Here is a 25,841-nt window from a genome sequence, read left to right as displayed (position 1 = left end):
TGTAGGGCGAATACCGCCACAGGCGGTATCCGCCAATACCCCGGATAAGCGGCGGATAAACGCAAGTGCCTATTCGTCCCGCGACAACCACGCCATCACCGCCCGGTTCACCCACGGCGGAGACAACTGCCCAGCCCAGTACAGCGCCGTGAACAACCCGCCCACCGGCCGGTGTACCCGCCGGCTGTGCGCCTGCCGCCAGGCCGCCTCGGCGATATCCTCGGCGTCCAGTCTCAGCCCCAGGCGACGCAACACCGGCGGTCGGTAGGTCTGCCCGGCGACCATCGGCGTGCGGACGAACGGCGGCATCAGGTCGGCGACGCGAATCCCGTGGCGGCGCCATTCCAGCTCCAGCGCCTCGGTGAGCCCGCGCACGGCGAACTTCGAAGCCGAGTAGACGGCCATCTCCGGTACGCCATAAAGCCCCGATGCCGAGCCCATGTTGAGTACCTGCGCCTGCGGCGTCGCGCGCAGGAACGGAAAGGCCGCGTGACAGCAGTTGAGGACGCCTTGCAGGTTGATCGCCAGCAACCGCGCGTGGTCCTCCAGGGCGACCTCTTCGAAGCGACCGAAACGCAGGATGCCGGCGCAGTTGAACAGCAGGCGCAGGCGGCCGTCGGCACAGAACTGCGCAAGCGCCTCGCCGACCGCGTCGGGCTCGCTGACGTCCACGGCACGCTGCCAGGCGCCCGGCAGTTGCGCGGCCAAGCCGCGCAACGCCTCGGCATCGATGTCCAGCAAACCGACCCGCCAGCCCCGGCGGTGGAACAGCCGCGCGCTGGCGGCGCCGATTCCGGAAGCGGCACCGCTGATCAGGATGTTCTGCACCTGTCGCCCTCCGCGCTGCATTCGACGACGAACGCGGCCGCCTCGTCCAGCGCCCGGTCGGCGCTGGCCAACACGCCGGCGTGGGCCTGGAACACGTGCCAGCAACCGGCGTAGCGCTGCAACCGCACCGCGACGCCCTGCTCGCCGGCCCGTTGCGCCAGGCGCAGGCTGTCGTCGCGCAGCAATTCGTCCTCGCCGACCTGTACCAGCAGCGGCGGCAGCCCCGCCAGGTCGGCATGCAGTGGCGACAGGGCGGCCGAGCCTGGCTCCGCGTCGGCCGGCAGCAACAGGCGCACCGCGCTTTCCAGCCAGGCCCGCGACAGCAGCGGGTCGCCGGCCTCCGGCGTGTGCAGGCGCTGGCAGCTGAGGTCGGTCCAGGGCGAGAGCAGCAGCAACCCGGCCGGCAACGGCAAGCCGCGCGCCTTCAGCTCCAGGGCCAGGGACAGCGCCAGGTGGCCGCCCGCCGAGTCACCGGCGAGCAGCAGTCGGCGCGGCGAATGGCCGGCCTCCAGCAATGCCAGGTAGACCGCCAGGGCGTCGTCGCGGGCGGCGGGGAACGGATGTTCCGGGGCACGCCGGTAGTCCACCGCGCAGACCTCGGCGGCGCAGCGCCGGGCCAGGTGCGTGGTGATCGCCCGGTGGGTCGCCGGCGAGCCGATCAGGTAGGCGCCGCCGTGCAGGTAGAGCACCCGGCGCCGCGCCTCCACCCCGCGCGGCCGCAACCACTCGCAGGGCACGCCGGCGAGGCTGCGGCGCTCGCGAACGACGCCGCCGGCGCCCAGCGTCGCCAGGCTCAGCCCGCGCAGCACGCCGCGTTGCAGCGCCACTGGCATGGGCGGACGGACCAGCCCGCGGAACAACAGGCGCAGGCAGCCGCGCAGGAGACCGGCGCGCAGGCGTTGCGGCGGCGACATCAGGGGCGCTTCAGCGGGCCAGGTCATAGTCGGCAAGCTCCGGCCGGCGCGTACGCCAGCGATAGACGAAGGTGTAGCCTGGCCAGTTGTTGGTGTTCTTGCCGGCGGCAGTCTTGTACCAGCTGTCGCAGCCACGCTCCCAGACGGTATGGCGCAACCCCTGTTGCACCTCCAGGTTGAAGCGCCGCTGGACCTCGGGCTTCACGTCGAGGTAGCGCAAGCCCTGCGCCTGGAGCTGGCGCAGGCAGCCGAGCACGTAGGGGAACTGGCTTTCCAGCATGTAGACGATGGAGTTGTGACCGAGGTTGGTGTTCGGCCCGTAAAGGATGAACAGGTTGGGGAAGCCGCTGACGCTGATGCCCTTGTAGGCTTCCGCGCCATCCGCCCAGGCCTGCCGCAGGTCGCGTCCGTCGAGGCCGAGGATGCGCATCGGGGCGAGGAACTCGGTGGCGGCGAAGCCGGTACCGAAGATGATCGCGTCGACCTCGTGCCGGCGGCCGTCACGGCCAACCACGGCGTCTTCGGTGACTTCGCGAATGCCCGTGTCGACCAGTTCGACATTGCTCCTGGCCAGCGCCGGGTAATAGTCGTTGCTGATCAGGATGCGCTTGCAACCCAGAGGGTAGTCGGGAACCAGCCGCGCGCGCAGTTGCGGATCGGCGATCTGCCGGTGCAGGTGACGATGGAAGCTCAGCCGCATCACCTTCATCAGCGCCGGGAAGGTCGCGAAGGCGAGCATCCGCGATTCGTGGTGCAGGTACTTGAGCCCCCGATCCAGACGTTGCAGCCACGGCCAGCGCGCCTTCAGGCGGCGTTCCCAGTCGGCGTAGGTGCGGTCCGGCTTGGCGATCACGTAGGGCGCGCTGCGCTGGAACAGCGACAGGCGTTGCACCTGCGGGGCGATCCGCGGGACGAACTGGATGGCGCTGGCTCCGGTGCCGATCACCGCGACCCGCTTGCCGGCCAGCTCGACCTCGGCGTCCCAGTTCGCCGAGTGGAACGCCGGACCCTGGAAGCGCTCCAGGCCGGGCAGGCGCGGCAGCAGCGGCCGGCTCAACTGGCCGGTGGCGCAGACCAGGGCCCGTGCGCGCAGCGTCTGGCCGTCGGCGCAGCGCACCTGCCATTCGCCGCTGCCGGCGTCGAAGCGGGCCTCCTCCACCTCGCAGTGGAAACGGATCTTCCCGCGCAGACGGTACTTGTCCGCGCAATGCCGCAGGTAGTCGAGGATTTCCGCCTGCGGGGCGAACTTGCGCGACCAGTCGGCCTTCGGCTCGAAGGAAAACGAATAGAGATGCGAGGGGACGTCGCAGGCGGCGCCCGGGTAGCGGTTTTCCCGCCAGCAACCGCCGACATCGGCGGCCTTTTCCAGCACCAGATAATCGTCGATGCCTGCCTGTCGCAGGCGGATCGCCAGGCCGAGACCGGCGAAGCCGGCGCCGACCACCAGCACCCGCAAGGGGGCTTCAGGGCGGGACTCGTTGTGCATTGTTGTGCTCCCGTTTGTTGCTTGCCACGCCGTCCGGCGCGATTCCGCCCAGCGGCGGATGACAGCATCCTAGTTCGCCGGGGCGACTGGCGTTATGGCCGGGCCGGACATAAAGTTGTGATTTTCGGTCAACCTCGGACGCCACCATGCTCACTCCGCCCTGGTCTCCCCGCCGCAGCGCCATCAGCGCGCACCTGCTGATCCAGTTCGGCATCGACCGCGGCCTCGGCCTGGAGCAGTGCCTGGCAGGTAGCGGCCTGGATATCCGCCTGCTCGGCGATCCCTCCGGGGAAATCGACGCGGCCCAGGAACTGAGCGTAGTGCGCAACCTGGTCCGGCACCTGGGCGACGCCTGCGCACCGGGCCTGGCGGCAGGCCTGCGCTATCACCTCAACGCCTACGGCATCTGGGGCTTCGCCCTGCTCAGCAGCCCGACCTTCCTCAGCGCCGCGCAACTGGGCCTGCGCTACCTCGACCTGACCTTCGCCTTCCATGGCATCCGCCTGGAGGTACACGACGACGAAGCGCACCTGGTGCTCGACGACGCCGGCATTCCCGAGGACCTGCGGATTTTCCTCCTCGAACGCGACGCCGGTGGCGTGCTGCGCATCCAGCGCGACCTCACCGGGCAGCGCCTGCCGATCCTCCGCGCCGGCTTCCGCCGCCCACCGCCCGCCGATCCCGCGCCCTACGTGCGCGAGCTGGGCCTGTGCCCGGCGTTCGGCCAGGCGGACAACCGGGTGGTCTTCGAACGGCGCTTCCTCGACCTCCCGCTGCCCGGCGCCAATCCAGAGGTGGCGCGCGCCTGCGAGGAACAGTGCCGCGCCCTGCTCGCCCGCCGCCAGGTGCGCGGCGGTCTGGCCGGACGCATCCGCGACCGCTTGCTGAGGACGCCCGGCCACTTGCCGGACATGCAGACCCTGGCCATGGAACTGCACCTCACCGTGCGTACCCTGCGTCGCCGCCTGGACGACGAGGGCAGCAGCTACCGCCTGTTGCTCGACGAGGTGCGCCAGGCCCTCGCCGAAGAGCTGCTGGCCACCGGCGCGATTCGCCTGGAGGAGATCGCCGAGCGCCTTGGCTACGGCGAGGTGTCCAACTTCATCCACGCCTTCAGGCGCTGGAAAGGCATGACGCCGCGCCAGTATCGCCAGCGGCGACGACTCGGCGCGATGCCCTGAGCCGCTCCGGGCTTATTCCACGAAGGCAGGACGCCAGCGCTCGATGTTCGTTTCGCCGCCGCCTGCCAGCGGCTAGATTGGCCGTTCACGCGCGGCATCCGGCGGCGCGGCAGCGGAGGCATCTCCGCTGGCAACGGGAGAACGACACATGGGTTGCCAGCAACACGCATGGCCGGGGCACGCGCCGGAGCAGGTCGAGGCCGAGGTCAACTATATCCGCGACAACGGCCAACGGCCGGTCGCCTACACCTATCCGGCCCCCGCCGGGACGCCGCAGCGCAGCGCGCTGTTGCAGCCGACCCGGGTGGCGATCCGCAATGCGCGTCTGCTGGCGCAACCGGCCAGCCTGGAGCGCGAGGGTTTCCAACTGGTGCGCGAGGCGAGCGCGGTGGGCGATTTCGAGGATGAAGCCCAGGTTCGTGAACGCTACTACCCGGAAAGCATCGCCCTGCTCCGCCGCCTGACCGGCGCCGCCGAGGCGGTGATCTTCGACCACACGCTGCGCGTCGACCAGGCCGGGCGCGAAGAACGCGGCCTGCGCGAACCGGTGCGCTACGTGCACAACGACCAGACCCTGCGCTCGGCGCCGCGCCGGGTCCGCGACCACCTGCCGGCGGAACGCGCCGAACGGCGCCTGGCCGGACGCTTCCAGATCGTCAACCTGTGGCGTCCGTTCGGCCACCCGGCGCAGCGCGCGCCGCTGGCGTTGCTGGACGCCCGCAGCCTGGCGTTCGACGACCTGGTGGCCAGTGACCTGGTGTACCGCGACAAGGTGGGCGAAACCTACTCGGTCAAGCCCAACCCGGAGCACCGCTGGTACTACTACCCGCACCTGCTGCCGGAGGAAGCGCTGCTGCTGAAGATCTACGATTCGCGGGAGGACGCGCAAACCCGCCTCGGCGCGCACACCGCCTTCGACGATCCCTGCACCCCGGCCGATGCGCCGCCGCGGCAGAGTATCGAACTGCGTTGCCTGCTGTTCTTCGACGAATGAGTCAGGCGGGGCGCAGGCTGATCCAGTAGTCGCTGTAGCGCAGCACGCGGATCGGCAGGCTGCGTCCGAGCATGTCCAGGGACGTGTGCATGTCGTCCAGCGGGAACAGACCGCTGACGCGGTTGCCGGCGATCTCCGCGTCGAGCTGGAGGATGCCTGGCAGATAGGGCCGGAAGGCCTCCGCGACCCAGGCCAGGGAGCGGTCGTGGACCTCCAGCCAGCCGCTGGCCCAGGCATCCTCTCCGGCCTGCATCGGGCCCTGTTCGAGCAGGCCGCCGGCATCGAACAGCAGGCTACGTCGTGCCGCCACCGCCAGCTGGCGTCCCTCACCGGTGGTCAGCCGCGCGCTGCCGCGCAGGGTCACCAGGCGGATCGCCCCGCGCTCCTCGGCCAGCAGCAGGCTGCCGCTGGCGCAGTCCACCCGTCCGGCGGCGCAGTCGAGGGCGAAGGCGCCGCGCGGGTCCTCCTTCACTTCCAGGCGCATCGCGCCGCGCCGCAGCTCCAGGCGCCGCTGGGCGCCGTCGAGCAGCGGTCGCGCCTTGCTCCGCGCGTTCAGGCGCAGGCGGCTGCCGTCGGCCAGCAACCAGTCGCGGCGCTCGCCGGTGCCGGTCGCCAGTTCGCCGGGCAGGCCCATGCCGGCCTGGACCCAGCGCTCCAGGCCGGCGCCGCCGGCGAGCAGGACGAACAGCCCGAGGGCGCCGCCGACGAAGCGCCGGCGGCTCGACGGCTGCTCCAGGGCGCGCAGCACGGTAGCGCTCGGCTGGCCGCGCCAGGGCGACTCCTGTAGCGGCGCGAGGCTGCCAAGCAGTTGCCGGAACACCTCGGCATGCTCGCTCGACAGCGCCTTCCAGCGTTCCAGGGCATCGCCCTCGGCGGCGCTGAAGTCGCCGGATTGCAGGCGCACCATCCATTCGATGGCCTCCTCGACGATGCGTTGCCGTTCCGGCTTCTCGCTCATTCCTGGAATCCCCGGTAGCAGCAGTGCAAGGCATCCTTCATCAACTGGTGGATGCGCCCCAGGGACAATCCGAGGCGCTCGCCGATCTGCACGTAGGTCAGGCCTTCCAGCTGGCTCATCAGGAACACTGCCCTGGCCTGCCCGGACAGGCCGTCGAGCAGGCGGTCGATGGCTTGCAGGCTCTCGATCAGCATCCACTGCTCGTGGGGCGACGGCTGCACCGCCTCCGGCGCCTCGGCGAGGATCTGCAGGTAGGCGCGCTCCAGGTCCTTGCGCCGCCAGCTCTCGTACATCAGGCGTTGCGCGATGGTCGCGAGGAACGCCCGCGGCGAGCGGATCGACGCCGGGTCGGGGAGCATCCAGACCTGCAGGAAGGCCTCGGCGGCGAGGTCTTCGGCGCTGTGGCTACAGCCGGTCTGGTAGGACAGCTTCTTGCACAGCCAGTCGTAGTTCTGCTGGAACAACTGGGCGATCAGGGTGTTCTTGATGGAGCCTTGGCTATCCATGGTAAGCGTTCGCTGCTGGCAGGCCACGCCACGGATAGCGGTAGTGAGCCTGGAGGTTGAGGAACGGCGCCCGGGGCTGTTCCCGTGGCGCGCGGTAGGGAATCAATCGAGGCGCTCCCGGCAGTCCGCCGTGCCCGCCGCCGGCCGCTGCGCGGACAGCCAGCCGCAGGCGGCGGCGCCGAGGATCAGCGCGGCGCCCCACCAGGGGAGCGCGCGCACCGCCACCTGGTCCACCAGGATCGCGCCGATGAAGGCGCCCAGGGCCACGCCGAGCTGGATCGCGCTGGTGTTGAGGCTGATCTGGATCGCCGCGGTGTCCGGGCTGAGTTCCACCAGGTATTTCTGGATCGCCGGCCCCGGCGCCATGTTGAACACGCACCAGAACACCACCGCGCCCAGCAGCAGCGGCAGGCCGCCGGTGGCGAACGGCAGCAGGACCAGGGCCAGTGCGTGCAGGAGCAGGAAGGCGACGAAGGTGGCCGGCCCCGGCCAGCGGTCGGCGGCACGTCCGCCGAGCAGCGCGCCGAGGATGCCGCCGCCCCCGTAGACCAGCAGGACCAGGCTGATGGTCGGTTTGTCGAGGGCCATGCTGCCGACCAGGAACGGCACGATGTAGGTGTAGACGGTGAACTGGCCGGTCATCTGCAACAGCGATGCCAGGTGGGCGAACGGCACCCGGCCCCGGGCCAGCGCCCGCAGTTGCTCCGCCGGGGCGATGCCGGGCGCGCCGGGGAAGGCCGGCAGCAGGCGCAGGAGCAGCGGCAGGCCGAGCAACGCGACCCCGGCGAGCAGCAGGAACAGGCTACGCCAGCCCCAGAACTCGCCGATCAGGGTGCCCAGCGGTACGCCCAGCACCAGCGAGGCGACGATGCCGGCGAACACCAGGCCGATCGCCCGGCCGCGCCGTTCCGGCGCGACGATGGCCACCGCCAGGGTGATCGCCACCACCACGATGACCGAGGCGCTGGCCGCCACCAGCAGCCGGCTCGCCAGCAACAGGGCGAAGCTCGGCGCGGCGGCGCTGGCCAGGTTGGCGCCGACGAACGCCAGCAGCGCGCCGGCCAGCAGGCGGCGGCGCTCGATACCGGCGCTGAGGTAGACCAACAGCGGGCCGAGCAGCGCATAGACCAGCGCGTACAGGCTCATCAGCAACCCGGCCCGGCCCTGGCTGACGGCGAAACTGGCGGCCAGTTCGTCGAGCACCCCGGCCACCACCAGTTCCACCGTGCCGACCACGAAGGCCAGCCCGGCCAGCAGCCAGACGCCCACCTCCGCCCTGCTCCGTTCAGTCTCGCCCATGGCTGCGTGCCTCCCCGTCGATGGCATAGCGATAGCGCCCGAGCATGACCAGCAGCCCTGCCGCCACGCCGAACGCGCCGAGCAGGACCAGCGTCGAGCCCGCGTAGGAGCCCGCGCGGTCGTAGAAGTAACCCAGCAGCCAGGACCCCAGGCTGATGGCGATGGCGAAGGTGAAGGGCTGGATCGAGCCATAGATCACGCTGAAATGGCGCAGGCCGAAGTAGCGGCTGACGAAGTACTGGGTGGTGCCGGTCTCGCCGCCGGCGCCCAGGCCGATCAGGAACACCGCGCCCCAGAGCAGCGCCGGCGGTCCGCCGAGGAGCAGGAGCAGCAGCCCGAGCGCCGCCAGCACGGCGAACGGCAAGGCGATGCGCGGGGTGTCGTAGCGGTCCAGCAAGTAGCCCAGCGCAGGTTGCGAAACGATCATGCCGACCCACAGCGCCGCCAGCACGTCGGTGGCGACCTCCCGCGACAGGCCGTGCTCCTGCAACAGCGGCACGCCATGCACCATCACGCCGGTGACGGCGAACACGCCGAGGATCAGGTTGCCGACGATCAGCCAGAAGTCCGCCGAGCGCCAGGCCTGGCCTGGCGTCGCTCCGGGCAGCGCGCCGGCTGGCGGGCGCCGCGCCTGCGGCAGGTCGCCGGGCCGCTCGCGGAACAACGCGTAGAGCAGCGGCAGCGCCAGCAGGCCTTCGAGCAGGCCATAGACGAGGAAGGTGGCACGCCAGCCGAAGGCGTCGATGCAGGCGCTGCCCAGGTACAGCGCCAGTGGCCCGCCGACGCCGAAGCCGAGTCCGAGGATGCCGTAGGCTGCGCCGCGACGACGCTCGAACCAGCCGCCGAGAATCCGCGCATAGGGAATGTTGCCCGGCGTCAGCAGGCCGAGCAGCGCGAACAGCAGGTATAGCTGCCAGCCGCTGCGCGCCAGCGCCAGGCTGGCCAGGCACAGGGCCAGCGCGGCGGTCAGCGGCAGGACCAGGGCGCGCGCGCCCCAGCGATCCACCAGCCAGCCCTTCAGCGGGCTGCTCAGGGCTACCGCCAGGCCCAGCAGGGTCACCGGCAGTGCCGACTGGCCACGGTCCCAGTCCAGGTCGGCGGCGATCGGCTCGATGAACAGCGAAAAGCTGCTGATCACCAGCCCGGTGGGGCCGAAGATCACCCCCACTACCGAGGCCAGCAGCACCCCACAACTGGCCACGCCGAACTCGCCGACGCCAGGCGCCGCCGGCGCGACGTCCTCCATGGCCTCGCGGGCGACGCCGCTCATGCGTCGCGCCTCAGGCGCTCGATCAGTTGGCGGCGCAAGCGGATGTCCTCGGCGTTCTCGGTGGTGGCCTCGAGCTGGACGATCTCGATGCCGGCGCGATGAAAGGCCAGGATCTGTTCCGCCACCTCGCCGACGCTGCCCACCAGCACCCCGGCGAAGCTGCGCTGCACGGTATTCGCCACCCATTCGCGCAAGGCCTCCGGCTCCAGCCGGGCGAGCCGGTCGCGCTCGCCGTCGCGGGCGACCTGCGGCGATGCCGCCAGTTCGTCGAGGGGCCGTGCCAGAAGCAGTTCGAAAGCGGCCTGGCGGTAGTGCTCGGCGATGTCCAGGGCCGCCGCCGGACTGTCGCCGAGGATCACCTGGAAGTGCTTCCAGAACTTCAGCCGCCGGCCCTGCTCCGCCGCCTCCTCGTTCAGCCTGCGCTTGAGCTCCGCGGTCTGCGTGGGGCTGGCGAAGTGGCCGGCGTAGACGTCGGCGAAGCGCACCGCCAGGCGTTGTGCCTGCGCCGAGGAGCCGCCAACGGATAGCGGCGGGCGCGGCCGCTGGATCGGCAGGAAGCCGCTGCCGGCGTCCTCCAGCCGGTAGAACTCGCCGTGGTAGTCGAAGGGGTCGCGGCTTTCCAGGGCGCGGGTGAAGACCTCCAGGTACTCCACGGCGCGCCGGTAGCGTTCGTCCTTGTCGGCGAAGTCGCCGTCGCGGCGCACGTCGGCGTCGCTGGAGCCGATCACCAGGTGTACGCCGGCGCGCCCGTTGGACAGGCCGTCGAGAGTGGCCAGGGCGCGCGCGGCAACGGTCGGCTGGGCGCTCCCCGGTCGGTGCGCGACGGTGGCGCGCAGGCGCGGCGCCGCGGCCAAAGCCCAGCCGGCGACCAGCCAGGGGTCGGGCCAGGCAGCGGAAACGGTGAACAGCGCGCCGTCGAGGCCGTCCGCCTCTTCCAGGCGGGCCTTCTGCTGGATGTCGAAGGCACTCACCGCGCGACTGCGGGTGTCCGGCAGGAAACGCGCGGCCTGGCGGGCGAAGGCACTGTCGCCGATGACCGCGGAGGCGCGCACGCCGCCGCGCAGTTCGATGCTCATGGTTCGTCCTCCTTAGAAGGTGTAGGCCGCGCCGAGGTAGTAGAAGGCGCCGTTGAAGCTGATCTGCGAGGCATAGGTGTCGTATTGGTTGAAGCCGAGGTAGGCGCTCTCGGCCGGCAGCTTGTCGGGCTTCACGTCGAACAGATTGTTGGCCCCGGCGCTCAGGGTCAGGTTGCGGCTCGCCGCATAGCGCAGGGCGACGTCGGTGATGTACTTGGGCGAGTTCTCGAAGCGGTTGAAGACCGTGGTCGAATAGGCATGCTCGCCGGTGTAGTAGTCCAGTTCGGAAACCGTCTTGCTGTAGCGCGTTTCGCGCAGGGTCAGGCCCCAGCGCCGGTAGCTCCAGTCGGCCTGCAGGCTGACCTGGCTGCGCGGCGTGGAACTGGTGATCCAGGCCTGCTGCTGGTCGTTGAGCAGCGGCTGGCCGTTGCGCCCGCGATGATTCCTGACCAGCTTCGTGCGATTGACGTTGGCGCCCAGGCGCCAGTCGATCCGGCCCCACTCGCCGAGCCGGGTCAGGTAGCTGGCGGTGAGGTCGAGGCCGTGGGTACGGGTGTCGGCGCCGTTGGTCATGTAGTGGGTGCTGACCTGGGTCAGTCCGGCCGGGATGCTGATCCCGCCGGCGCGCAGCGCATCGATCGCCGGCTGTCCGGAATAGGTGGCACCGTCGACGATGCGGTCGCGGATCTCGATGCGATAGGCGTCGATGGCCAGGTTCAGGTCCGGCAAGGGATCGAGCACCAGGCCGAGGTTGTAGCTGATCGACTTTTCCGGCTCCAGGTCTTCGGCGCCGAGCAGCCTGGCCGCCGGCGAGTTGACCGCCAGCAGGCCGCTGGCGATGGTCGGCGAGACGCCCAGGCTGGTGTAGTTCTCCTGGGCCAGCGACGGCGCGCGGAAGCCGCTGCTGAGACTGGCCCGCGCCGACACCTCGGGGCTGAAGCGGTAGCGGCTGGCGAGCTTGCCGTTGGTGGTGCTGCCGAAGTCGCTGTAGTGCTCGTAGCGCGCCGCCGTCTCCAGTTGCCAGCGCTCGTCGAGGGCGGTGGACAGGTCGAGATAGGCGCCGAGCACGTCGCGGCTCCACTGTCCGGCGCTGGCCGGCGCCTGTCCGGGGAGCGCCTTGGAACCGCCGTTGTAGTAGGACCAGGGATCGCCGGCCTCGACCTCGTAGAGCTCGCGGCGCTGCTCCAGGCCCCAGGAGAAATTCAGCGGCGCGGGCAGCCAGGCGAGGTCGAAGTCGCGGCGCAGGTCGAGATTGTTGGTCCACTGGGTGGCCTTGTAGCGCGCCAGGTCGAAGGACCGCGGCGAATCGCCGGTCTCGCCGTAGAGGGCGAGGTTGATCGAATGGTCCATGCCGATCTCCGGGCGGTCGGCACCGTAGGTGGAACTGAGGTCCCAGTCCCAGGCGCCGAACAGCTCGCCGCCACGGGCGCCGAGGGTCAGCGAATAGTCGTCCTCGTCGCTGGTGATGCGCGGGGTGAAGCCGTTCGGATAGAGTCGCGGCGCCAGGGACGGCAACTGGTAGATCTGCGCCGAGGACACCGAGCGATGGGTATAGGTGGCGAAGCTGTACAGCTCGACGTTGTCGTCCAGCGCCACGCCGGCGTTGTAGGCCAGCGCCTGGCGGTGCAGCGAAGGGTCGCCGATGGACGGGTTGCCGTAGTGCCCGGTACGCTGGTCGATGCCGGCGCGGATGGTCCGCGCCTGTTCGCGGAACTGCGCGCTGAGGTTGAGGAAACCGCTCTCGCCGAAACGCAGGCCGCCATTCACCCCGCCGTTCTGGGTCAGGCCGTCGCCATCGCCGTAGCGACCGTTGTCGTAGGCGAGCCGGCCGCCGTGGTCGGCCGACTTGAGGATGACGTTGATCACCCCGGCGATGGCGTCCGAGCCGTACTGCGCCGAGGCGCCGTCGCGCAGCACCTCGATGCGCTCGATGGCGGCGAGCGGGATGGTGTCCAGGTCGACCCCGGTGGAGCCGCTCTGCAGCCCGCCGCTGACATTGATGTTGGCGGTCTCGTGGCGGCGCTTGCCGTTCACCAGCACCAGCACGTGGTTGGGACTCAGGCCGCGCAGCGACTGCGCGTTGGTCAGCGCCGAAGCGTTGTAGGCCTGGGCCTGGCGCGACAGCGAGGGCAGCAGGCGCACCAGGGCGTCGCGCAGGTCGCCGCTGCCACTGTCGCGCAATTGCTCGGCGCTGACCACATCGATCGGTGCCAGGCTCTCGCCGGCCTTGACATCGGCCTTGCGGGTGCCGGTGACCACCACCGTGGCCAGGGTCCCGGCGGGCTTCGTCGCCGGCAGCGCGGCATCCGGCGCCGTGGCGCGTTGCAGGCTGAGCACGCCGGCGGCGCTGCGGCTGTATTCCAGGCCGCTGCCCCGCAAGGCCCGCTGCAGCGCCTGCTCGACGCTGTAGGAGCCCTGGATCGCCGGTGCCGGCAGGCCCTCCACCAGGTGCTGGTCGAAGGCGATCGGGGTGCGACTCTGGCGGACGATGCTCAGCAGTACCTGGGCCAGTTCGCCGGCCGGGATGTCGAAGCGCTGGATCTCGGCGCGGCTGGTGGCGCGGACCTCCTCTGCCGCCGACTCGCCGGGCTGGCCGAGGCAGGCCAGGCCGACCGCGCAGAGCACGGGGACGAGTCGAAGACGTGGCGAACGCGGGTTGGGCATGGTCGGTTCATCCTTGAGCGGTTGCGGATGCCACCGAGTGCAATTGCCCGTACCGATTTTCAGCCGCGCGGCAGACCGATTGCGCATAAGGTTATGCCTCGCCCTCCCGCGCCCGGCAGCGCCAGACGCTGACCGGGATTTCGCTGACCTGTCCGTCGGTCTGCATGCGCCGCTCGGCGATCCGCCCGAGGCGGACGAAGAATTCCTCCAGGCGCGTCGCCGGCACCAGCGGTGCGAAATAGGTGCCGAAGGTGGCGGCGTGGAAACGCTGGTACTCGGCGGAGTCGGCGACGCGCAGGGCCGCCGGGCGGGAGACGATGGAGTCGACCCGGAAGTGCCGTTCGACGCGTTCGCGCAACGCCTCCCGGCCACGGGTGCGGGTGCCCATCGGCAGCAGCCCGGCTTCCGCGTAGAGCGCCGCCACCCGCTCCGGCGCGGCCAGGCCCATTTCGACCAGGGCCTGGGCGACCAGGTCGTCCTCGCCGCCGAGGCCATCCTCGGCGAACGGATGGTGCGAGGTGAACAGGAATACCCCCTGCGCCTCGAGGTGCCGCGCGACCCACCGGAACAGCCGCTCTTCGTCGGGATACAGCCAGTGCAGCACGGCGGTCATGCTGATCAGCTCGAAGCGTTCCGCCAGCGGCGGCAGGTCGAGCAGGTCGCCCTCCAGCAGACGCGCCTCGACGCCAGCCCCGCGCAACTGCGCGCGCGCCTGCTCCAGGCGCAGCGGCGAACGCTCGATGCCCCACAACCGTTGCAGGCCGGGCCAGCGCCGGGCGCCGCCGAGCAGCAGCGAGCCGATGCCGCAGCCGAGATCGAGCAGGCTGCGCGGCTCGATGCCGGCGCGGTCGAGCACCCAGTCCTGGTCGCGACGTTGCAGCAGTTCGCTGGAATCCTGGTAGCCGTCCAGGCTGCGCGCCTGTTCAATGATCGCGTTCATGTACGCCTGCTCCTTGGTTGAGGCTGTCCGCCGTGATGGTCCATACGCAGCCGTGGCCTTGCGGCTCTTCGTAGAGCCGCCAGTCGGCGCGGCAATCGCTGGCGGCGACGAACGCCGACAGCAGCTTGGTGCAATAGGTGCAGGCCGACTCCAGGGTGATCGGCACGCCTCGGGCGCGGGCGCGCTCGCGGTAGTCCCAGATCGCGCAGTGACGGTTGTGGAATACCGCGCGCCCGTCAGCCTCGGCCTGCACCTCGAAACGCGAACCGTAGAGCGCGGCCTGGCGTGCCAGGCGGTCGGCGGCGCTGGCCGGATCGCCCCGTCCCGCCGGTTCCAGCGCGCGATAGATCCGCGCGGTGGCGCGCGCCCAGTCGTCGAGCCGGTAATCCGCCGGGCGCGCGACGATGAACTGTTCGATCAGCGCCTGGGCGCGGAAGAACACCGCCTGCCAGGCTTCGGCGCGCAGGTCGTCGGTCGCCGGCAGATCGGCGAATATCCGTGCGCTGGTCGCCACCCAGTCCCCCAGGTCTTCGCGCCGATGGCGCTCGGCGAGGTAGGCGGACATCGCCGCGTGCACCTCGAACACCCGCTGTCGCCAGAGCGTCGCCTGCGCTGCCGGATCGCGTTCGACGGCGCTCATCGGAGCGCCTCCCGGTGGCTGGCGAGAAACCCCAGCAGGTGCTCCAGCACCGCGTCCGGCGCGTCCTCGGGGAGCATGTGGCTGGCGCCGATGGCGGCGCCCTCGACCTGCCCGGCCCAGGTCTTCCAGATTTCCAGCGGATGCTGCCCGGCGGCGTAGGGGCGTTCCTGCCAGAGCACCTGGACCGGGCATTGCAGGCGCCGGCCGGCGTCGCGATCGGCCTGGTCGGCGTCGGCATCGACGCCCACCGCGGCCCGGTAGTCCTCGCACATCGCATGGCGCACGGCGGGGTCGCGGAACGCCCGGCGGTAGCTTGCCAGCGCCTGCGGGTGGTAGATGTCGCGGCCCTGGGCCATGCGTCGCAGGGTGTAGTCGAGGAAGTGCTCCGGATCGGCGCCGATCAGGCGCTCCGGCAGGTCGTACGGCTGGGCGAGGAGGAACCAGTGGTAGGCGTTGAGGGCGAAGGCCTTGTTCACCGCCGCCCAGTTGTCGAGGATCGGCACCACGGTCAGCGAGACGAAGGCCGCGACCGCCTGCGGATGCTCCAGCGCCAGGCGATAGCCGACCCGCGCGCCGCGATCGTGGCCGATCACCGTGAAGCGTTCGAAGCCGAGCTGGCCCATCGTTTCCAGTTGGTCGCGGGCCAGCGCGGCCTTGGAATAGTCGGCGCCCTCCTCGTCCAGCGCCCGCGATTCGCCGTAGCCACGCAGGTCGGCGAGGACCACGCTGTAGTCCTCGGCCAGGCGCGGAGCGATGCGGTGCCAGGCCAGGTGGGTCTGCGGATAGCCATGCAACAGCAGCAGCGGCGGGCCGCTGCCCTTCACGGCGACGCGGAGGCGCGCGGCGGAGGTGTGCAGGGTCAGGTAGTCGAAGCCGGGCAGCAACGGATCGGTGCTCATGGGCGGCGCCTCACAGGATGATGCTGATGCGCCGCTGGGCGCTGATGGTCTCGTGGTCCAGGCGGATCTCCCGCGAGACGATGCGCAAGCCCTCGGGACCGTCGCGCAGGACATGGCTGGCTTCGCCGACGAAGTTCCAGGCCTCGCGGTTGCGGAACTGATGGACGACGAAGTTGCTGCGGCTGCTGACCAGTTCGCCCTCGACCCGCTTCAGCCGCACGTTGCCCACCAGGCGGCGGGTGCGCGAGCGCGGCTGCTCCATCCAGGTATGCCCGCCGAGGATGCTGTCGACCCGCTCGCGCAGGCGCACGTGATCGTCGTCGATGATGTACAGGCTGTCCTCCGGCGCCTGGCCGGCCAGTTGCTCCTGCAAGGGCAGCACCCGGTAGCGTGCGGCGCGCTCGAACAGCGCGAACCAGGTATCCAGCAGGCGGTCGTCGAGCAGCTCGGCTTCGGCGACGAGGAAATCGCTGACCCGCGCCAGCAGGTCGCTGTCGGGACGGGACAAGGCAAGGCTCATGAGTATCCTCCGGGAAGAAAGTGCCGCTCAGAGGCTGATGTCGACCCCATGGCGGGTCAGCCAGCGGTCCAGGTTCAGCAGGTAGGCCAGGCCGGCGGTCGGACTCGCCGAGGCACGCGGGCTGGGCAGCGGCGTGCCCTGTTCGAGAGCCTGGCGGACCCGCCCGGCGTCCACCAGTTCGAACAGCGGCGAGCGGCCGTCGTCGAGCAGGCGGCCGACCCGCTCGCGCAGCAGCGCCAGGTAACGTGGGTCGGGGTTGGCCGGGAAACCGCTCTTGCGCCGCTCCAGGATCGCCTGCGGCAGGTGCCCGCGCAGGGCCCGGCGCAGCAGGCTCTTGCTTTCCCCGGCGACGCTCTTCAGCGCCCAGGGCAGGTTCCATACGTACTCCACCAGGCGGTGGTCGCAGAACGGCACGCGCACTTCCAGGCCGACCGCCATGCTCATCCGGTCCTTGCGTTCGAGCATCGCCGGCAGCCAGCGGCTCAGCGCCAGGTAGGCGACCTCGCGCTGGCGCCGCTGGGCGGCATCCTCGCCATCCAGTCGCGGCACTTCGGCGAGCGCCTCGCGGTAGCGCGCCCGGATGTATTCCGGCGCCGCCACCCGTTCGGCGACCTCCCGCCGCAGCAGTTGCCAGGGCCCGCTCTTGCCGGCCAGCCAGGGGAAGCCGTCGTGTGCGAGGGCGCTCGGGTCGTGGAAGAACGGGTAGCCGCCGAACACCTCGTCGGCCGACTCGCCCGACAGTGCCACCGTGGTGTGCTCGCGGACCTGGCGGAACAGCAGGTAGAGCGAAGCGTCCAGCTCGCCCCAGCCGGGCAGGTCGCGGGCCTGGAGCACCGCCTCGTCCTGTTCCAGCACCTCTTCCGGGGCGACCAGCACGGTACGGTGCGGCGTACCGAGGAAGTTCGCCGCCAGCTGCGCATAGGGTTCGTCCCAGCTGCTTTGCCAGGGCGTCGGGACGAAGCCGCGGCCTTCGCCGGGGAAGTCCACGGAGAAGGTCGGCAGGCGCCGCGCGTCGCCATCCAGCGCGGCCACCGCGAAGGCGCTGATGGCGCTGGAGTCGAGCCCGCCGGAAAGCAGGCTGCCCAGCGGGACGTCAGCCACCAGTTGCTCGGCCACTGCCTCGCGGAGCAACTGGCCGGCGCGTTCGGCGCTGTCCTCGGCGCCCTCTTCGTGACGTTCCGCGCGCAGCGCCCAGTAGACCAGCTCGCGCACACCATTGCGGTCGAAGCGCAGCGCCTGGCCCGGCCGGACCTGGCGCAGGCCCTTGTACAGGCCGTGGCCGGGAGTCGGCGCGGTGGTCAGGGCGAACAGCTCGGCGATGCCGCTGGCGTCGAGCACCGGGTTGGCCTCGGGGTTGGCGAAGATCGCCTTGGGTTCCGAGGCGAACAGCACGCCTCCGGCGGTCGGGTAGTAGTACAGCGGCTTGACCCCGAAGCGATCGCGCACCAGCCACAGGCTCTGCTCGCGCTCGTCCCACAGGGCGAAGCCGTAGATGCCGCGGAGCCGGGCGAAGGAAGCCTCGCCCCATTGCAGATAGGCGCGCAGCACCACCTCGGTGTCCGAGCGGGTACGGAAGACCTGGCCCAGCGTCTTCAGCTCGGCGCGCAGCTCGCGGAAGTTGTAGACCTCGCCGCTGTAGGTCAGCGCCACCCGCCCGCCAGCCTCGGCAAGCATCGGCTGGGCGCCGTTCTCCAGGTCGATGATCGCCAGGCGCCGATGGCCGAGCAGCGCGTGCCGCGACAGCCACAGGCCTTCGGCGTCCGGCCCGCGCGGGGCCAGGGTACGGGTCATGCGTTCGAGGATGCTGCGCTGCTCGCCGAGGTCGCGGCTCCAGTCGGTCCAGCCGGTGATTCCACACATGGATGACGTTCCTTGCAGTGACCCTTTATTCCCCGCGTAGCCAGGGCGGCGCGCAGGGATCTGCAGGGAGCGATGGTTGAAGACGGCTCAGACGGCCACGGCGAGACGCCGCAGGGCGGCGGGCTGCTGCCCGAGCCGGCGGCTCCATTCGCGCCAGAAGCCGCGGTTCTGTTCCTCGTCGACGTGGCGGCGGGTTGCCGGTCCCATGCCGCGGGAGAAATCGCTGTAGCCGAGGGCGGCGTGGGCGTAGGCGCGCTGGCAGGATTCGAGGATCTCGACGTCGTCGGGGGTGCCGAAACCGCCCGGGCCGATGAACGAGATCAGCCCATTGATCCGCGCCGCCCGCTCCTCGCGGGTCTCATCGGCGAAGCCGGCGCCCCATACGGTGACGCTGACCTCGTCGGCGGCGGTCGGGAAGAACGAGCGGATGTTCAGGCCGAGGATGTCGTTGATCACCAGGTTGGGAAAGATGAACAGGCTTTTGTTGGTGTGGGCGATGTCCTCCGCCCGCGCCTGCCCGAAGCGTTCCACCAGGCGTTCGAACTTGGCGGCGATGGACGGCTTGAGCGCTTCCGGGAACAACGGGCTCCAGTAGGCGATCGGCCGTCCGGTGGACGGCGGGCCGCTGATGATCAGCGCGTGGCCGTTGCCCAGCGCCTCGCCGCGACCGTGGCGCTTGTGCGACTCCGGATCGGTGCCGAGGGTATTCAGGTATTCCAGGTAGCGCTTGTGGGCGAACGGCAGGTGGTAGGCGTCCACGCCGTTTTCCGCGAGCAGCTTCCAGTTGGCCTTGATCGAATGCTCGAAGCCGCCGGGGATGATCTCCAGTTCCGCCTCGGACTGGTCGCAGATCAGGTCGATATAGTCCTTCGCCTGGCCCAGGTAGGTTTCCAGGGACGCTTGCCGGGCGCCGTAGTGGATGAACAGGAAGTTGCGGTAGATCGCGTGTTTCACCCGTGTCAGGGACAGCTCCGGATGGCATTGCCCGGCGTGTTGGTAGGCGGCCTTGTCCGGCAGGCCGATCAGGCTGCCGTGGCTGTCGTAGGTCCAGCCATGGTAGGGACAGGTGAAACGCTGGCTGTTGCCCTGGCGCTCGGCGCAGACCTTGGCCCCACGGTGCGCGCAGGCGTTCAGGTAGACCGCCGGCTCGCCATCGGCGCGACGCTGGATGATCAGGTTGCGCCCGCCGACGTCGCGGGTGATGAAGTCGCCGGGCTCGCGCAGCTCGCTGAGGTGGGCGGCATACAGCCAGCTGTCGTCGAATATCTCGTGCAGTTCGCGCCGGTGCAGTTCCGCGGAAACATAGGCCTGGCGCCTGACCCGGAAGTAACTTGCGTCGTCGGTCTCGATATATTCACTCACCGCCTAACCTCCGTGTAACGTTGACAACCCGGCAACGGGGACGGAGGAAACCTAGCACGGGGAAAATCAATTCCGGCAGACTATTTATTCATTAGCTAATAACTCGTAACCCCATGAAAAAAGACAAAATAATTATTTCCCTCGGCGACTGAAAATTCGTCCCTCTCATTGCACTCATGCTTTTATGAGGGGTCGCCCCGTTCAACTCTTCAGGTTCACCAGGTCGAGCAGGTCGGCACCGGCCTTGATCTCCTGCAGGACGATTTCCGAGCGGATGTCGGTGACGCCGGCGGCGCGGTTCAGCTTGTTCACGATGAAGTCCGAATAGTGCTTGAGGTTGCGCGCCCGGACCCGTAGCACATAGTTGGTGGCGCCGGTCACCACATAGGCGGTGACCACCTCCGGCCAGTCCCGGACCCTGGCGATGAACGCCTCGTGCCAACCCTCGACGTCCTGGCGCAGCGACACATGGACGATGGCTTCCAGTTCCACGCCCAGTCGCTCGGCATCCAGCTCCACCGAGTAGCCGCGGATGATCCCCTCGCTTTCCAGCAGGCGCAGCCGGCGCAGGCAGGCGGATGGCGAGAGGGAGACCTTCTCCGCCAGGTCCTGGTTGCTCATCCGCCCGTCCTGCTGCAGGTGACGGAGAATGCGCAGATCGATGGCGTCCAGGGACATGTGCAGTTCCTATCAGAATGAATAGCTATCTTCGAATTTTGTGCGAATAGATTGCCATGCGACCTTGCATTTCGCACGAAAATTCTCCGAAATCTCGTTCATTATCATTCGCTGGATTTCCGGAGAAAAACAATGACTTCGCTCCGCTACTGGGACATCAGTCCCGCCCTCGATCCGAGCACGCCGATCTGGCCCGGCGACACGCCGTTCCAGCAGGAATGGGCGGCGCGGCTGGACGAGCAGTGCCCGGTCAACGTCGGCCGGATCACCCTTTCGCCGCATACCGGCGCCCACGTCGACGGCCCCCTGCACTACCGCGCCGACGGCCTGCCCATCGGCCAGGTGCCGCTGGACGTCTACATGGGACCGTGCCGGGTGATCCACTGTATCGGCGCTAACCCGCTGGTGACCCCCGAACACCTCGCCGGCCAGCTCGACGACCTGCCCTCGCGGGTGCTGCTGCGGACCTTCGAACGGGTCCCGGCGAACTGGCCGGAAGGCTTCTGCGCTATCGCTCCGGCCACCATCGAGTGCCTCGCCGAGCGCGGCGTCAGGCTGGTCGGCATCGACACCCCGTCGCTCGACCCCCAGCACTCCAAGACCCTCGACGCCCACCACGCGGTGGGCCGCCACGGCATGGCGATCCTCGAAGGCGTGGTCCTCGACGACGTGCCCGCCGGCGACTACGAACTGCTCGCCCTGCCGCTGAAATTCACCCACCTCGATGCCAGCCCGGTGCGTGCCGTGCTGCGCGCCCTGCCTACCGCGGAGTAACCGATGACCACTCGTGACGACTGCCTGGCGCTCGACGCCGGCGATCCCCTGGCCGACCTGCGCCAACTGTTCGCCCTGCCCGACGGCGTGATCTACCTCGACGGCAACTCCCTCGGCGCCCGCCCCCGGGCCGCCGTGGAGCGCGCCGCCGAAGTGGTCGCCGCGGAATGGGGCGAGGGGCTCATCCGCAGCTGGAACAGCGCCGACTGGCGCGGCCTGCCGGAACGCCTCGGCGACAAGCTGGCGCCCCTGATCGGCGCGCGCGCCGGCGAAGTGGTGATCACCGACACCACCTCGATCAACCTGTTCAAGGTGCTCAGCGCCGCCCTGCGGATCCAGGAGGAAGAAGCGCCAGGGCGCAAGGTGATCGTTTCCGAATCGAGCAACTTCCCCACCGACCTGTACATCGCCGAGGGCCTTACCGACATGCTCCAGCGCGGCTACCGGTTGCGCCTGGTGGATGGCCCGGAGCAACTGCCGGCGGCGATCGACGCGGATACCGCGGTGGTGATGCTCAGCCATGTCAACTACAAGACCGGCTACCTGCACGACATGCGCGAGGTCACCCGCCTGGTCCACGAAAACGGCGCCCTGGCGATCTGGGACCTGGCCCACTCGGCCGGCGCGCTGCCGCTGGACCTGCACGCGGCCGAGGCCGACTACGCCATCGGCTGCACCTACAAGTACCTCAACGGCGGCCCCGGCTCGCCGGCCTACGTGTGGGTCGCGCCGCGCCTGCGCGAGCGTGTCTGGCAACCGCTGTCCGGCTGGTTCGGTCATTCCCGCCAGTTCGCCATGGAGCCGCGCTACCAGCCCGGCGAAGGCATCACCCGGTTCCTCTGCGGCACCCAGCCGATCACCTCGCTGGCCCTGGTCGAATGCGGCCTGGATATCTTCGCCCGGACCGACATGCAGCGCCTGCGCGACAAGTCGCTGGCCCTCGCCGATCTGTTCATCGAATTGGTGGAAAGCCGTTGCGAACGCTTCGGCCTGACCCTGGTGACCCCGCGCGAGCATGCCCGGCGCGGCAGCCATGTCAGCTTCGAGCATGCCCAGGGCTACGCCATCGTCCAGGCCCTGATCGAACGCGGGGTAATCGGCGACTACCGCGAGCCGGGCATCCTGCGCTTCGGCTTCACCCCGCTGTACACCCGCTTCGTCGAGGTCTGGGATGCGGTGCAGGCGTTGCTGGAAATCCTCCAGAGCGAAGCCTGGAAAGAGCCGCGCTACCAGGTCCGGCACAAGGTGACCTGAGCCCCGCTCGCGCGGGCCGCGCCGGTATTCCCGGGGCGGCCCGCGAACACCCACCGCTCTCGCGCACAGGAGCCCGCGACCGGCACCCGCACATCGCCACCGACGTTCCCTCGGCAATTCATAAGAACCCCAATAAGATTCCAGAGGACATCCAGATGAACGACCCCCAGGGCTTCGAGGCCATCTCGCGCCGCGAACAGGGCCTGCAACGGCGGCTCTCGGCCGCGCAGATGAGCATGATCGCCATCGGCGGCGCCATCGGCACCGGCCTGTTCATGGGCAGCGCCTTCGCCATCGGCTTCGCCGGCCCCAGCGTCCTGCTCAGCTACGCCATCGGCGCGCTGATCACCCTGCTGCTGATGGGCTGCCTGGCGGAAATGACCGTGGCCCACGCCACCCCCGGCTCGTTCGGCGCCTTCGCCGAGCACTACGTCGGCCCGCTGGCCGGGTTCCTGGTGCGCTACGCCTATTGGGCGGCCATCGTCCTGGCGGTGGGCACCGAGGTCACGGCGGTGGCCATGTACATGAAGTACTGGTTCGCCGGTATCCCGGAATGGGTCTGGATCATCTCCTTCTCGACCCTGCTGATCGGCCTGAACGCCAGCAGCGTGAAAGCCTTCGGCAACTTCGAATACTGCTTCTCGACACTGAAGATCGCCGCCATCGTCGCCTTCATCCTGCTCGGCGCCTACCTGGTGTTCGGCTCCGCCAACCCGGCCTACGGCGTGCACAACTACAGCGCCCACGGCGGCTTCTTCCCGCACGGCCTGAAAGGCATGTGGATCGCCGTGGTGGTGTCGATCTTCAGCTATCTCAGCGTGGAGATGATCGCGGTCGCCGCCGCCGAGGCCGAGCATCCGGAACAGGCGGTGAAGTCGGCGTTCCGCTCGACCATCGTGCGCCTGGTGGTGTTCTACCTGCTGACCCTGGCGCTGATGCTCGCCATCGTCCCCTGGGACCAGGCCGGGCAGAGCCAGAGCCCGTTCGTCACGGTGATGCAGGCGATCGGCCTGCCCGGCGCGACCGGCGTGATGAACTTCGTGGTGCTGGTGGCCGCGTTGTCGGCGATGAACAGCCAGCTCTACATCACCACCCGGATGATGTTCAGCCTATCGCGCGCGGGCCACGCGCCGAAGGGCCTCGGCGAACTGAGCCGCCAGGGCGTGCCGCTGAACGCGCTGCTGCTGTCGAGCGTCGGTATCGCCCTGGCGACCCTGCTCAACCTGGTCTACCCCGAGCAGTCCTTCACCCTGATGATGGCGGTGTCGATGTTCGGCGCCCTCTTCACCTGGCTGATGATCTTCTTCACCCACCTCTGCTTCCGCCGCCACCGCGCCCGCCACGGCGGCGCGCCGCTGGCCTTCCGCATGCGCCTGGCGCCCTGGTCGACATTGCTCGGCCTGGCGCTGATGGCGGCGATCCTGGTCACCACCTTCTTCACCGAGGCGTTCCGCATGACCCTGGTCTTCGGCGTGCCGTTCCTCGCGCTGCTCAGCGCACTCTACCTGGTCTTCGTCCGCAAGCCCGGCAGGGATTGTCCGATAGAGCGGACAACGCCCTAGGCGCTCTCCGCCCTGCGAACCTGGCGCGCAGGGCGAAGCCCGACCGGCGCGCCCTTTCCGGACCGGGCGGTTCCGTTTCCCATACCTTTTCCGTCGCACAAAAAGCATTACCCGCCGGCCGCCGCGACTCCGTAGCGTAGTGCCCAACCGGACGTTCCGGCCCGCGGCGCGCCGCGGCCGGCGCGCTCCCGTCAGGGACGAAGTGGCGGCACGCCCAGCCATCGAGCGCACTGCATCGCTCTGCCCTGTGGGGACGCAGACGTCGTCAGCCATGAGGGGAACACGATGCATCCGACCTTTTCGCGGGTCCTGCTGGCCGCCGCGCTGGCCAGCGCCGGCAGCCCTGCCGTCGCCACCGAAATCCAGCTCGAGCAAGGCTGGAACGCCGAGCAACGCGCCTCCTGGTACGACGCCTCGCTCGGTTCGCGGCTGCTGCCGCTGGCCTGGGCCCAGGCGCTGGAGCGTCCGGACAGCGAGGAGCGCCTGTTCTCCGAAGGCAACGCCCGGCGCCTCGGCTTTCCCCTGCGCAACTGGCAAGGCGGCGAACTGCGCCTGCCGCGCGGCTTCGCCCTCGACCAGCAGGACGACAGCCAGTTCTCCGACACCCGCCTGCGCTGGAAAGCCTGCCAGTCGTCCAGCGAACCCTGGGTCGGGCTGAATTGCGCCGGCTGCCACTCCACCGACATCAGTTACCGCGGCAGCGAACTGACCGTCGACGCCGGCGCCACCCTGGCCAACGTCCAGGCGATCTTCGACGAAGTGCTCGCCGCGCTGCGCCGCACCAGCGACGACGGCGACAAGTTCGCGCGCTTCGCCGGCAACGTCCTCGGCAGCGAGGACAGCCCGGCCAACCGCGACCTGCTGAAGGCCGCCCTGGCCAAGCGCGCGGCGCTGATCGATACCCTGCTGAGCATGTCCGCCACCGACCTGCAACCCGGCCCGGGGCGCCTCGACGCCACCGGCCAGTCGCTCAACCGCGCGGCGATCAACTCCGGCGCCCGTCACCTGCAAGCGAACCCGACCGACGCGCCGACCAGCTTCCCGGCACTGTGGCACACGTTGCAGATGGACAAGCTGCAATCCAGCGGATTCGTGCCCAACGTCAAGGTCCTCGATCTCAACGGCCAGGTCTTCGACCTCGGCTACCTGGCCGGCGACATCGGCGTGGTCCAGGGCGACTACGGCGACGTGGTCAGCCATCCGCTGTCCGGCCTGGAGGGCTATATATCGAGCATCCGCGTGGACAACCTGACCCGTGTCGAGGGCCTGATCCACAAGCTCAAGGCGCCGGCCTGGCCGAGCCAGCTGTTCGGCGCCCCGGACAGCGCCAGGCTGGCCCAGGGCAAGCGCCTCTACGAGGAGAACTGCGCGGCCTGCCATGCGAGCATCGGCCGCGACGACCTGCAAACCCCGATCAAGGTCCGCCAGGTGCGCCTGAAGGCCCATGGCGACGACGCGCCGATCGGCACCGACCCGTGGATGGCCTGCAACACCTTCACCTTCAGCAGCCCCAGCGGCAACTACTTCGGCCTGTTCCGACCGTCCCTCGGCACCCCCAGCGGCGTCGGCATCGTCGGGCGGACTTCGAAGATCGCCGACATGCAGGTCCCCGAGGTGTTCCAGATCATGCTCGGCAAGAAAGGCCAGCTGGCCGACGGCATCGCCGAGATCATCCACGCCATCGTCACCGGGCAGCAGACCCTGCCCGGCTCCGACAGCCTGCAAGCGGTGCCCGCCGGACAACTGCTGCTGGCCGGCGGCGACCCTGCCGACAGCCAGGCGCAGAGCCTCGCCGCCGGCGAAGTCCCCGCCGACAAGAGTGCGCGCAAGGACTACTGCCTGAACACCGAGCATCCGTTCCTCGGCTACATCGCTCGCCCGCTGAACGGCATCTGGGCCACTGCGCCCTACCTGCACAACGGTTCGGTGCCGTCGCTGTACGACCTGCTGCTGCCCCAGGAGCAACGGCCGACCACCTTCTACACCGGCAGCCACGAGTTCGATCCGAGCCGGGTCGGCTATCTCACCGGGCCTGGCCCGGAAAACGCCTTCCTCTTCGACACCCACCTGGAAGGCAACTCCAACGCCGGCCACGACTTCGCCCGCGAGTACGACGAAAGCCAGCGCCTGGCGCTGCTCGAATACCTCAAGACTCTGTGAGCCGGCCCCGCCCACA

At 69.6% G+C, this 25,841-nt stretch carries 22 protein-coding genes; 6 read left to right on the top strand and 16 right to left on the bottom strand.

The window, feature by feature from the left end:
* Nucleotides 1–69 precede the first annotated feature (69 nt).
* From HMPREF2914_RS11190 to HMPREF2914_RS11180, 3 genes are read right to left on the bottom strand one after another with little or no spacing between them, the layout of a single operon-like run.
* Nucleotides 70–828, bottom strand: a complete 759-nt coding sequence (locus HMPREF2914_RS11190; protein WP_003088821.1) for an SDR family oxidoreductase — start codon at nt 826–828, stop codon at nt 70–72.
* Nucleotides 813–1,742, bottom strand: a complete 930-nt coding sequence (locus HMPREF2914_RS11185; RefSeq protein WP_073656900.1) for an alpha/beta hydrolase — start codon at nt 1,740–1,742, stop codon at nt 813–815. The genes HMPREF2914_RS11190 and HMPREF2914_RS11185 overlap by 16 nt, the downstream gene beginning before the upstream one ends.
* Nucleotides 1,743–1,752: 10 nt before the next feature.
* A complete protein-coding gene (locus HMPREF2914_RS11180; RefSeq protein WP_003128613.1) occupies nt 1,753–3,228 on the bottom strand; it encodes a flavin-containing monooxygenase in 1,476 nt (491 codons plus the stop codon).
* 146 nt (nt 3,229–3,374) lie between these two features.
* Here HMPREF2914_RS11180 and HMPREF2914_RS11175 point away from each other — a divergent pair, with 146 nt between their 5' ends.
* Together HMPREF2914_RS11175 and HMPREF2914_RS11170 are read left to right on the top strand one after the other, a co-directional pair.
* Nucleotides 3,375–4,409 (top strand): AraC family transcriptional regulator, encoded by a 1,035-nt coding sequence (locus tag HMPREF2914_RS11175; RefSeq protein WP_023980965.1) that lies wholly within the window; start codon nt 3,375–3,377, stop codon nt 4,407–4,409.
* A 148-nt stretch (nt 4,410–4,557) separates the two neighbouring features.
* Nucleotides 4,558–5,403, top strand: coding sequence for a CmcJ/NvfI family oxidoreductase (locus tag HMPREF2914_RS11170; RefSeq protein WP_023091866.1), 846 nt, complete (start codon nt 4,558–4,560; stop codon nt 5,401–5,403).
* A 1-nt stretch (nt 5,404) separates the two neighbouring features.
* Here HMPREF2914_RS11170 and HMPREF2914_RS11165 read toward each other — a convergent pair whose 3' ends face one another.
* The 13 genes from HMPREF2914_RS11165 to kynR all read right to left on the bottom strand — a co-directional run bounded on the left by HMPREF2914_RS11165 (nt 5,405) and on the right by kynR (nt 20,075).
* A complete protein-coding gene (locus HMPREF2914_RS11165; protein ID WP_023091867.1) occupies nt 5,405–6,361 on the bottom strand; it encodes a FecR family protein in 957 nt (318 codons plus the stop codon).
* Nucleotides 6,358–6,867, bottom strand: coding sequence for a sigma-70 family RNA polymerase sigma factor (locus HMPREF2914_RS11160; protein ID WP_003107976.1), 510 nt, complete (start codon nt 6,865–6,867; stop codon nt 6,358–6,360). Before HMPREF2914_RS11160 ends, HMPREF2914_RS11165 begins: the two co-directional genes overlap by 4 nt.
* A 102-nt stretch (nt 6,868–6,969) precedes the next feature.
* On the bottom strand, nt 6,970–8,166 hold the full coding sequence (locus HMPREF2914_RS11155) for an MFS transporter (RefSeq protein ID WP_023091868.1): 1,197 nt from the start codon (nt 8,164–8,166) through the stop codon (nt 6,970–6,972).
* Nucleotides 8,153–9,436, bottom strand: a complete 1,284-nt coding sequence (locus tag HMPREF2914_RS11150) for an MFS transporter (RefSeq protein WP_023091869.1) — start codon at nt 9,434–9,436, stop codon at nt 8,153–8,155. The genes HMPREF2914_RS11155 and HMPREF2914_RS11150 overlap by 14 nt, the downstream gene beginning before the upstream one ends.
* The gene (locus HMPREF2914_RS11145) at nt 9,433–10,512 is read right to left on the bottom strand and encodes an LLM class flavin-dependent oxidoreductase (protein WP_014603793.1); all 1,080 of its coding nucleotides are present in this window, start codon (nt 10,510–10,512) and stop codon (nt 9,433–9,435) included. Before HMPREF2914_RS11145 ends, HMPREF2914_RS11150 begins: the two co-directional genes overlap by 4 nt.
* Nucleotides 10,513–10,524: 12 nt before the next feature.
* The gene (locus HMPREF2914_RS11140; protein WP_023091870.1) at nt 10,525–13,176 is read right to left on the bottom strand and encodes a TonB-dependent receptor; all 2,652 of its coding nucleotides are present in this window, start codon (nt 13,174–13,176) and stop codon (nt 10,525–10,527) included.
* 91 nt (nt 13,177–13,267) lie between these two features.
* Nucleotides 13,268–14,116 carry a class I SAM-dependent methyltransferase gene (locus tag HMPREF2914_RS11135; protein WP_023091871.1) on the bottom strand — a complete coding sequence of 283 codons (849 nt, stop codon included), beginning with the start codon at nt 14,114–14,116 and terminating at the stop codon, nt 13,268–13,270.
* The gene (locus HMPREF2914_RS11130; RefSeq protein ID WP_003088789.1) at nt 14,100–14,756 is read right to left on the bottom strand and encodes a hypothetical protein; all 657 of its coding nucleotides are present in this window, start codon (nt 14,754–14,756) and stop codon (nt 14,100–14,102) included. Before HMPREF2914_RS11130 ends, HMPREF2914_RS11135 begins: the two co-directional genes overlap by 17 nt.
* Complete coding sequence (locus HMPREF2914_RS11125; RefSeq protein ID WP_003109667.1) at nt 14,753–15,655, bottom strand: alpha/beta fold hydrolase; 903 nt, start codon at nt 15,653–15,655, stop codon at nt 14,753–14,755. Before HMPREF2914_RS11125 ends, HMPREF2914_RS11130 begins: the two co-directional genes overlap by 4 nt.
* 10 nt (nt 15,656–15,665) lie before the next feature.
* Nucleotides 15,666–16,175: an aromatic-ring-hydroxylating dioxygenase subunit beta gene (locus tag HMPREF2914_RS11120; protein ID WP_003088783.1), complete on the bottom strand. Its 510-nt coding sequence runs from the start codon at nt 16,173–16,175 to the stop codon at nt 15,666–15,668.
* 27 nt (nt 16,176–16,202) lie between these two features.
* Nucleotides 16,203–18,035, bottom strand: coding sequence for an asparagine synthase (glutamine-hydrolyzing) (gene asnB / locus HMPREF2914_RS11115; protein ID WP_023091872.1), 1,833 nt, complete (start codon nt 18,033–18,035; stop codon nt 16,203–16,205).
* Between the two features lie 87 nt (nt 18,036–18,122).
* Nucleotides 18,123–19,397, bottom strand: coding sequence for an aromatic ring-hydroxylating oxygenase subunit alpha (locus HMPREF2914_RS11110; protein WP_023091873.1), 1,275 nt, complete (start codon nt 19,395–19,397; stop codon nt 18,123–18,125).
* Between the two features lie 201 nt (nt 19,398–19,598).
* A complete protein-coding gene (kynR, locus tag HMPREF2914_RS11105; RefSeq protein ID WP_003088777.1) occupies nt 19,599–20,075 on the bottom strand; it encodes a kynurenine pathway transcriptional regulator KynR in 477 nt (158 codons plus the stop codon).
* Nucleotides 20,076–20,207: 132 nt separating this feature from the next.
* Here kynR and kynB point away from each other — a divergent pair, with 132 nt between their 5' ends.
* The 4 genes from kynB to HMPREF2914_RS11085 all read left to right on the top strand — a co-directional run bounded on the left by kynB (nt 20,208) and on the right by HMPREF2914_RS11085 (nt 25,825).
* On the top strand, nt 20,208–20,849 hold the full coding sequence (kynB, locus tag HMPREF2914_RS11100) for a kynurenine formamidase KynB (RefSeq protein WP_023091874.1): 642 nt from the start codon (nt 20,208–20,210) through the stop codon (nt 20,847–20,849).
* 3 nt (nt 20,850–20,852) lie between these two features.
* Entirely contained in the window at nt 20,853–22,103 is a 1,251-nt protein-coding gene (gene kynU, locus HMPREF2914_RS11095; protein ID WP_023091875.1) for a kynureninase, read from the top strand.
* 155 nt (nt 22,104–22,258) lie between these two features.
* The gene (locus HMPREF2914_RS11090) at nt 22,259–23,665 is read left to right on the top strand and encodes an amino acid permease (RefSeq protein WP_023091876.1); all 1,407 of its coding nucleotides are present in this window, start codon (nt 22,259–22,261) and stop codon (nt 23,663–23,665) included.
* Between the two features lie 285 nt (nt 23,666–23,950).
* Entirely contained in the window at nt 23,951–25,825 is a 1,875-nt protein-coding gene (locus tag HMPREF2914_RS11085) for a (7S,10S)-hydroperoxide diol synthase (protein WP_070702821.1), read from the top strand.
* The last annotated feature ends 16 nt before the right edge of the window (nt 25,826–25,841 follow it).

Origin of the sequence: Pseudomonas sp. HMSC067G02 (assembly GCF_001813485.1) — a bacterium.
GTDB classification, from domain to species: domain Bacteria; phylum Pseudomonadota; class Gammaproteobacteria; order Pseudomonadales; family Pseudomonadaceae; genus Pseudomonas; species Pseudomonas aeruginosa.
Note: the sequence above shows the minus strand (reverse complement) of the source record. Positions and strands in the feature narration are given on the sequence as shown.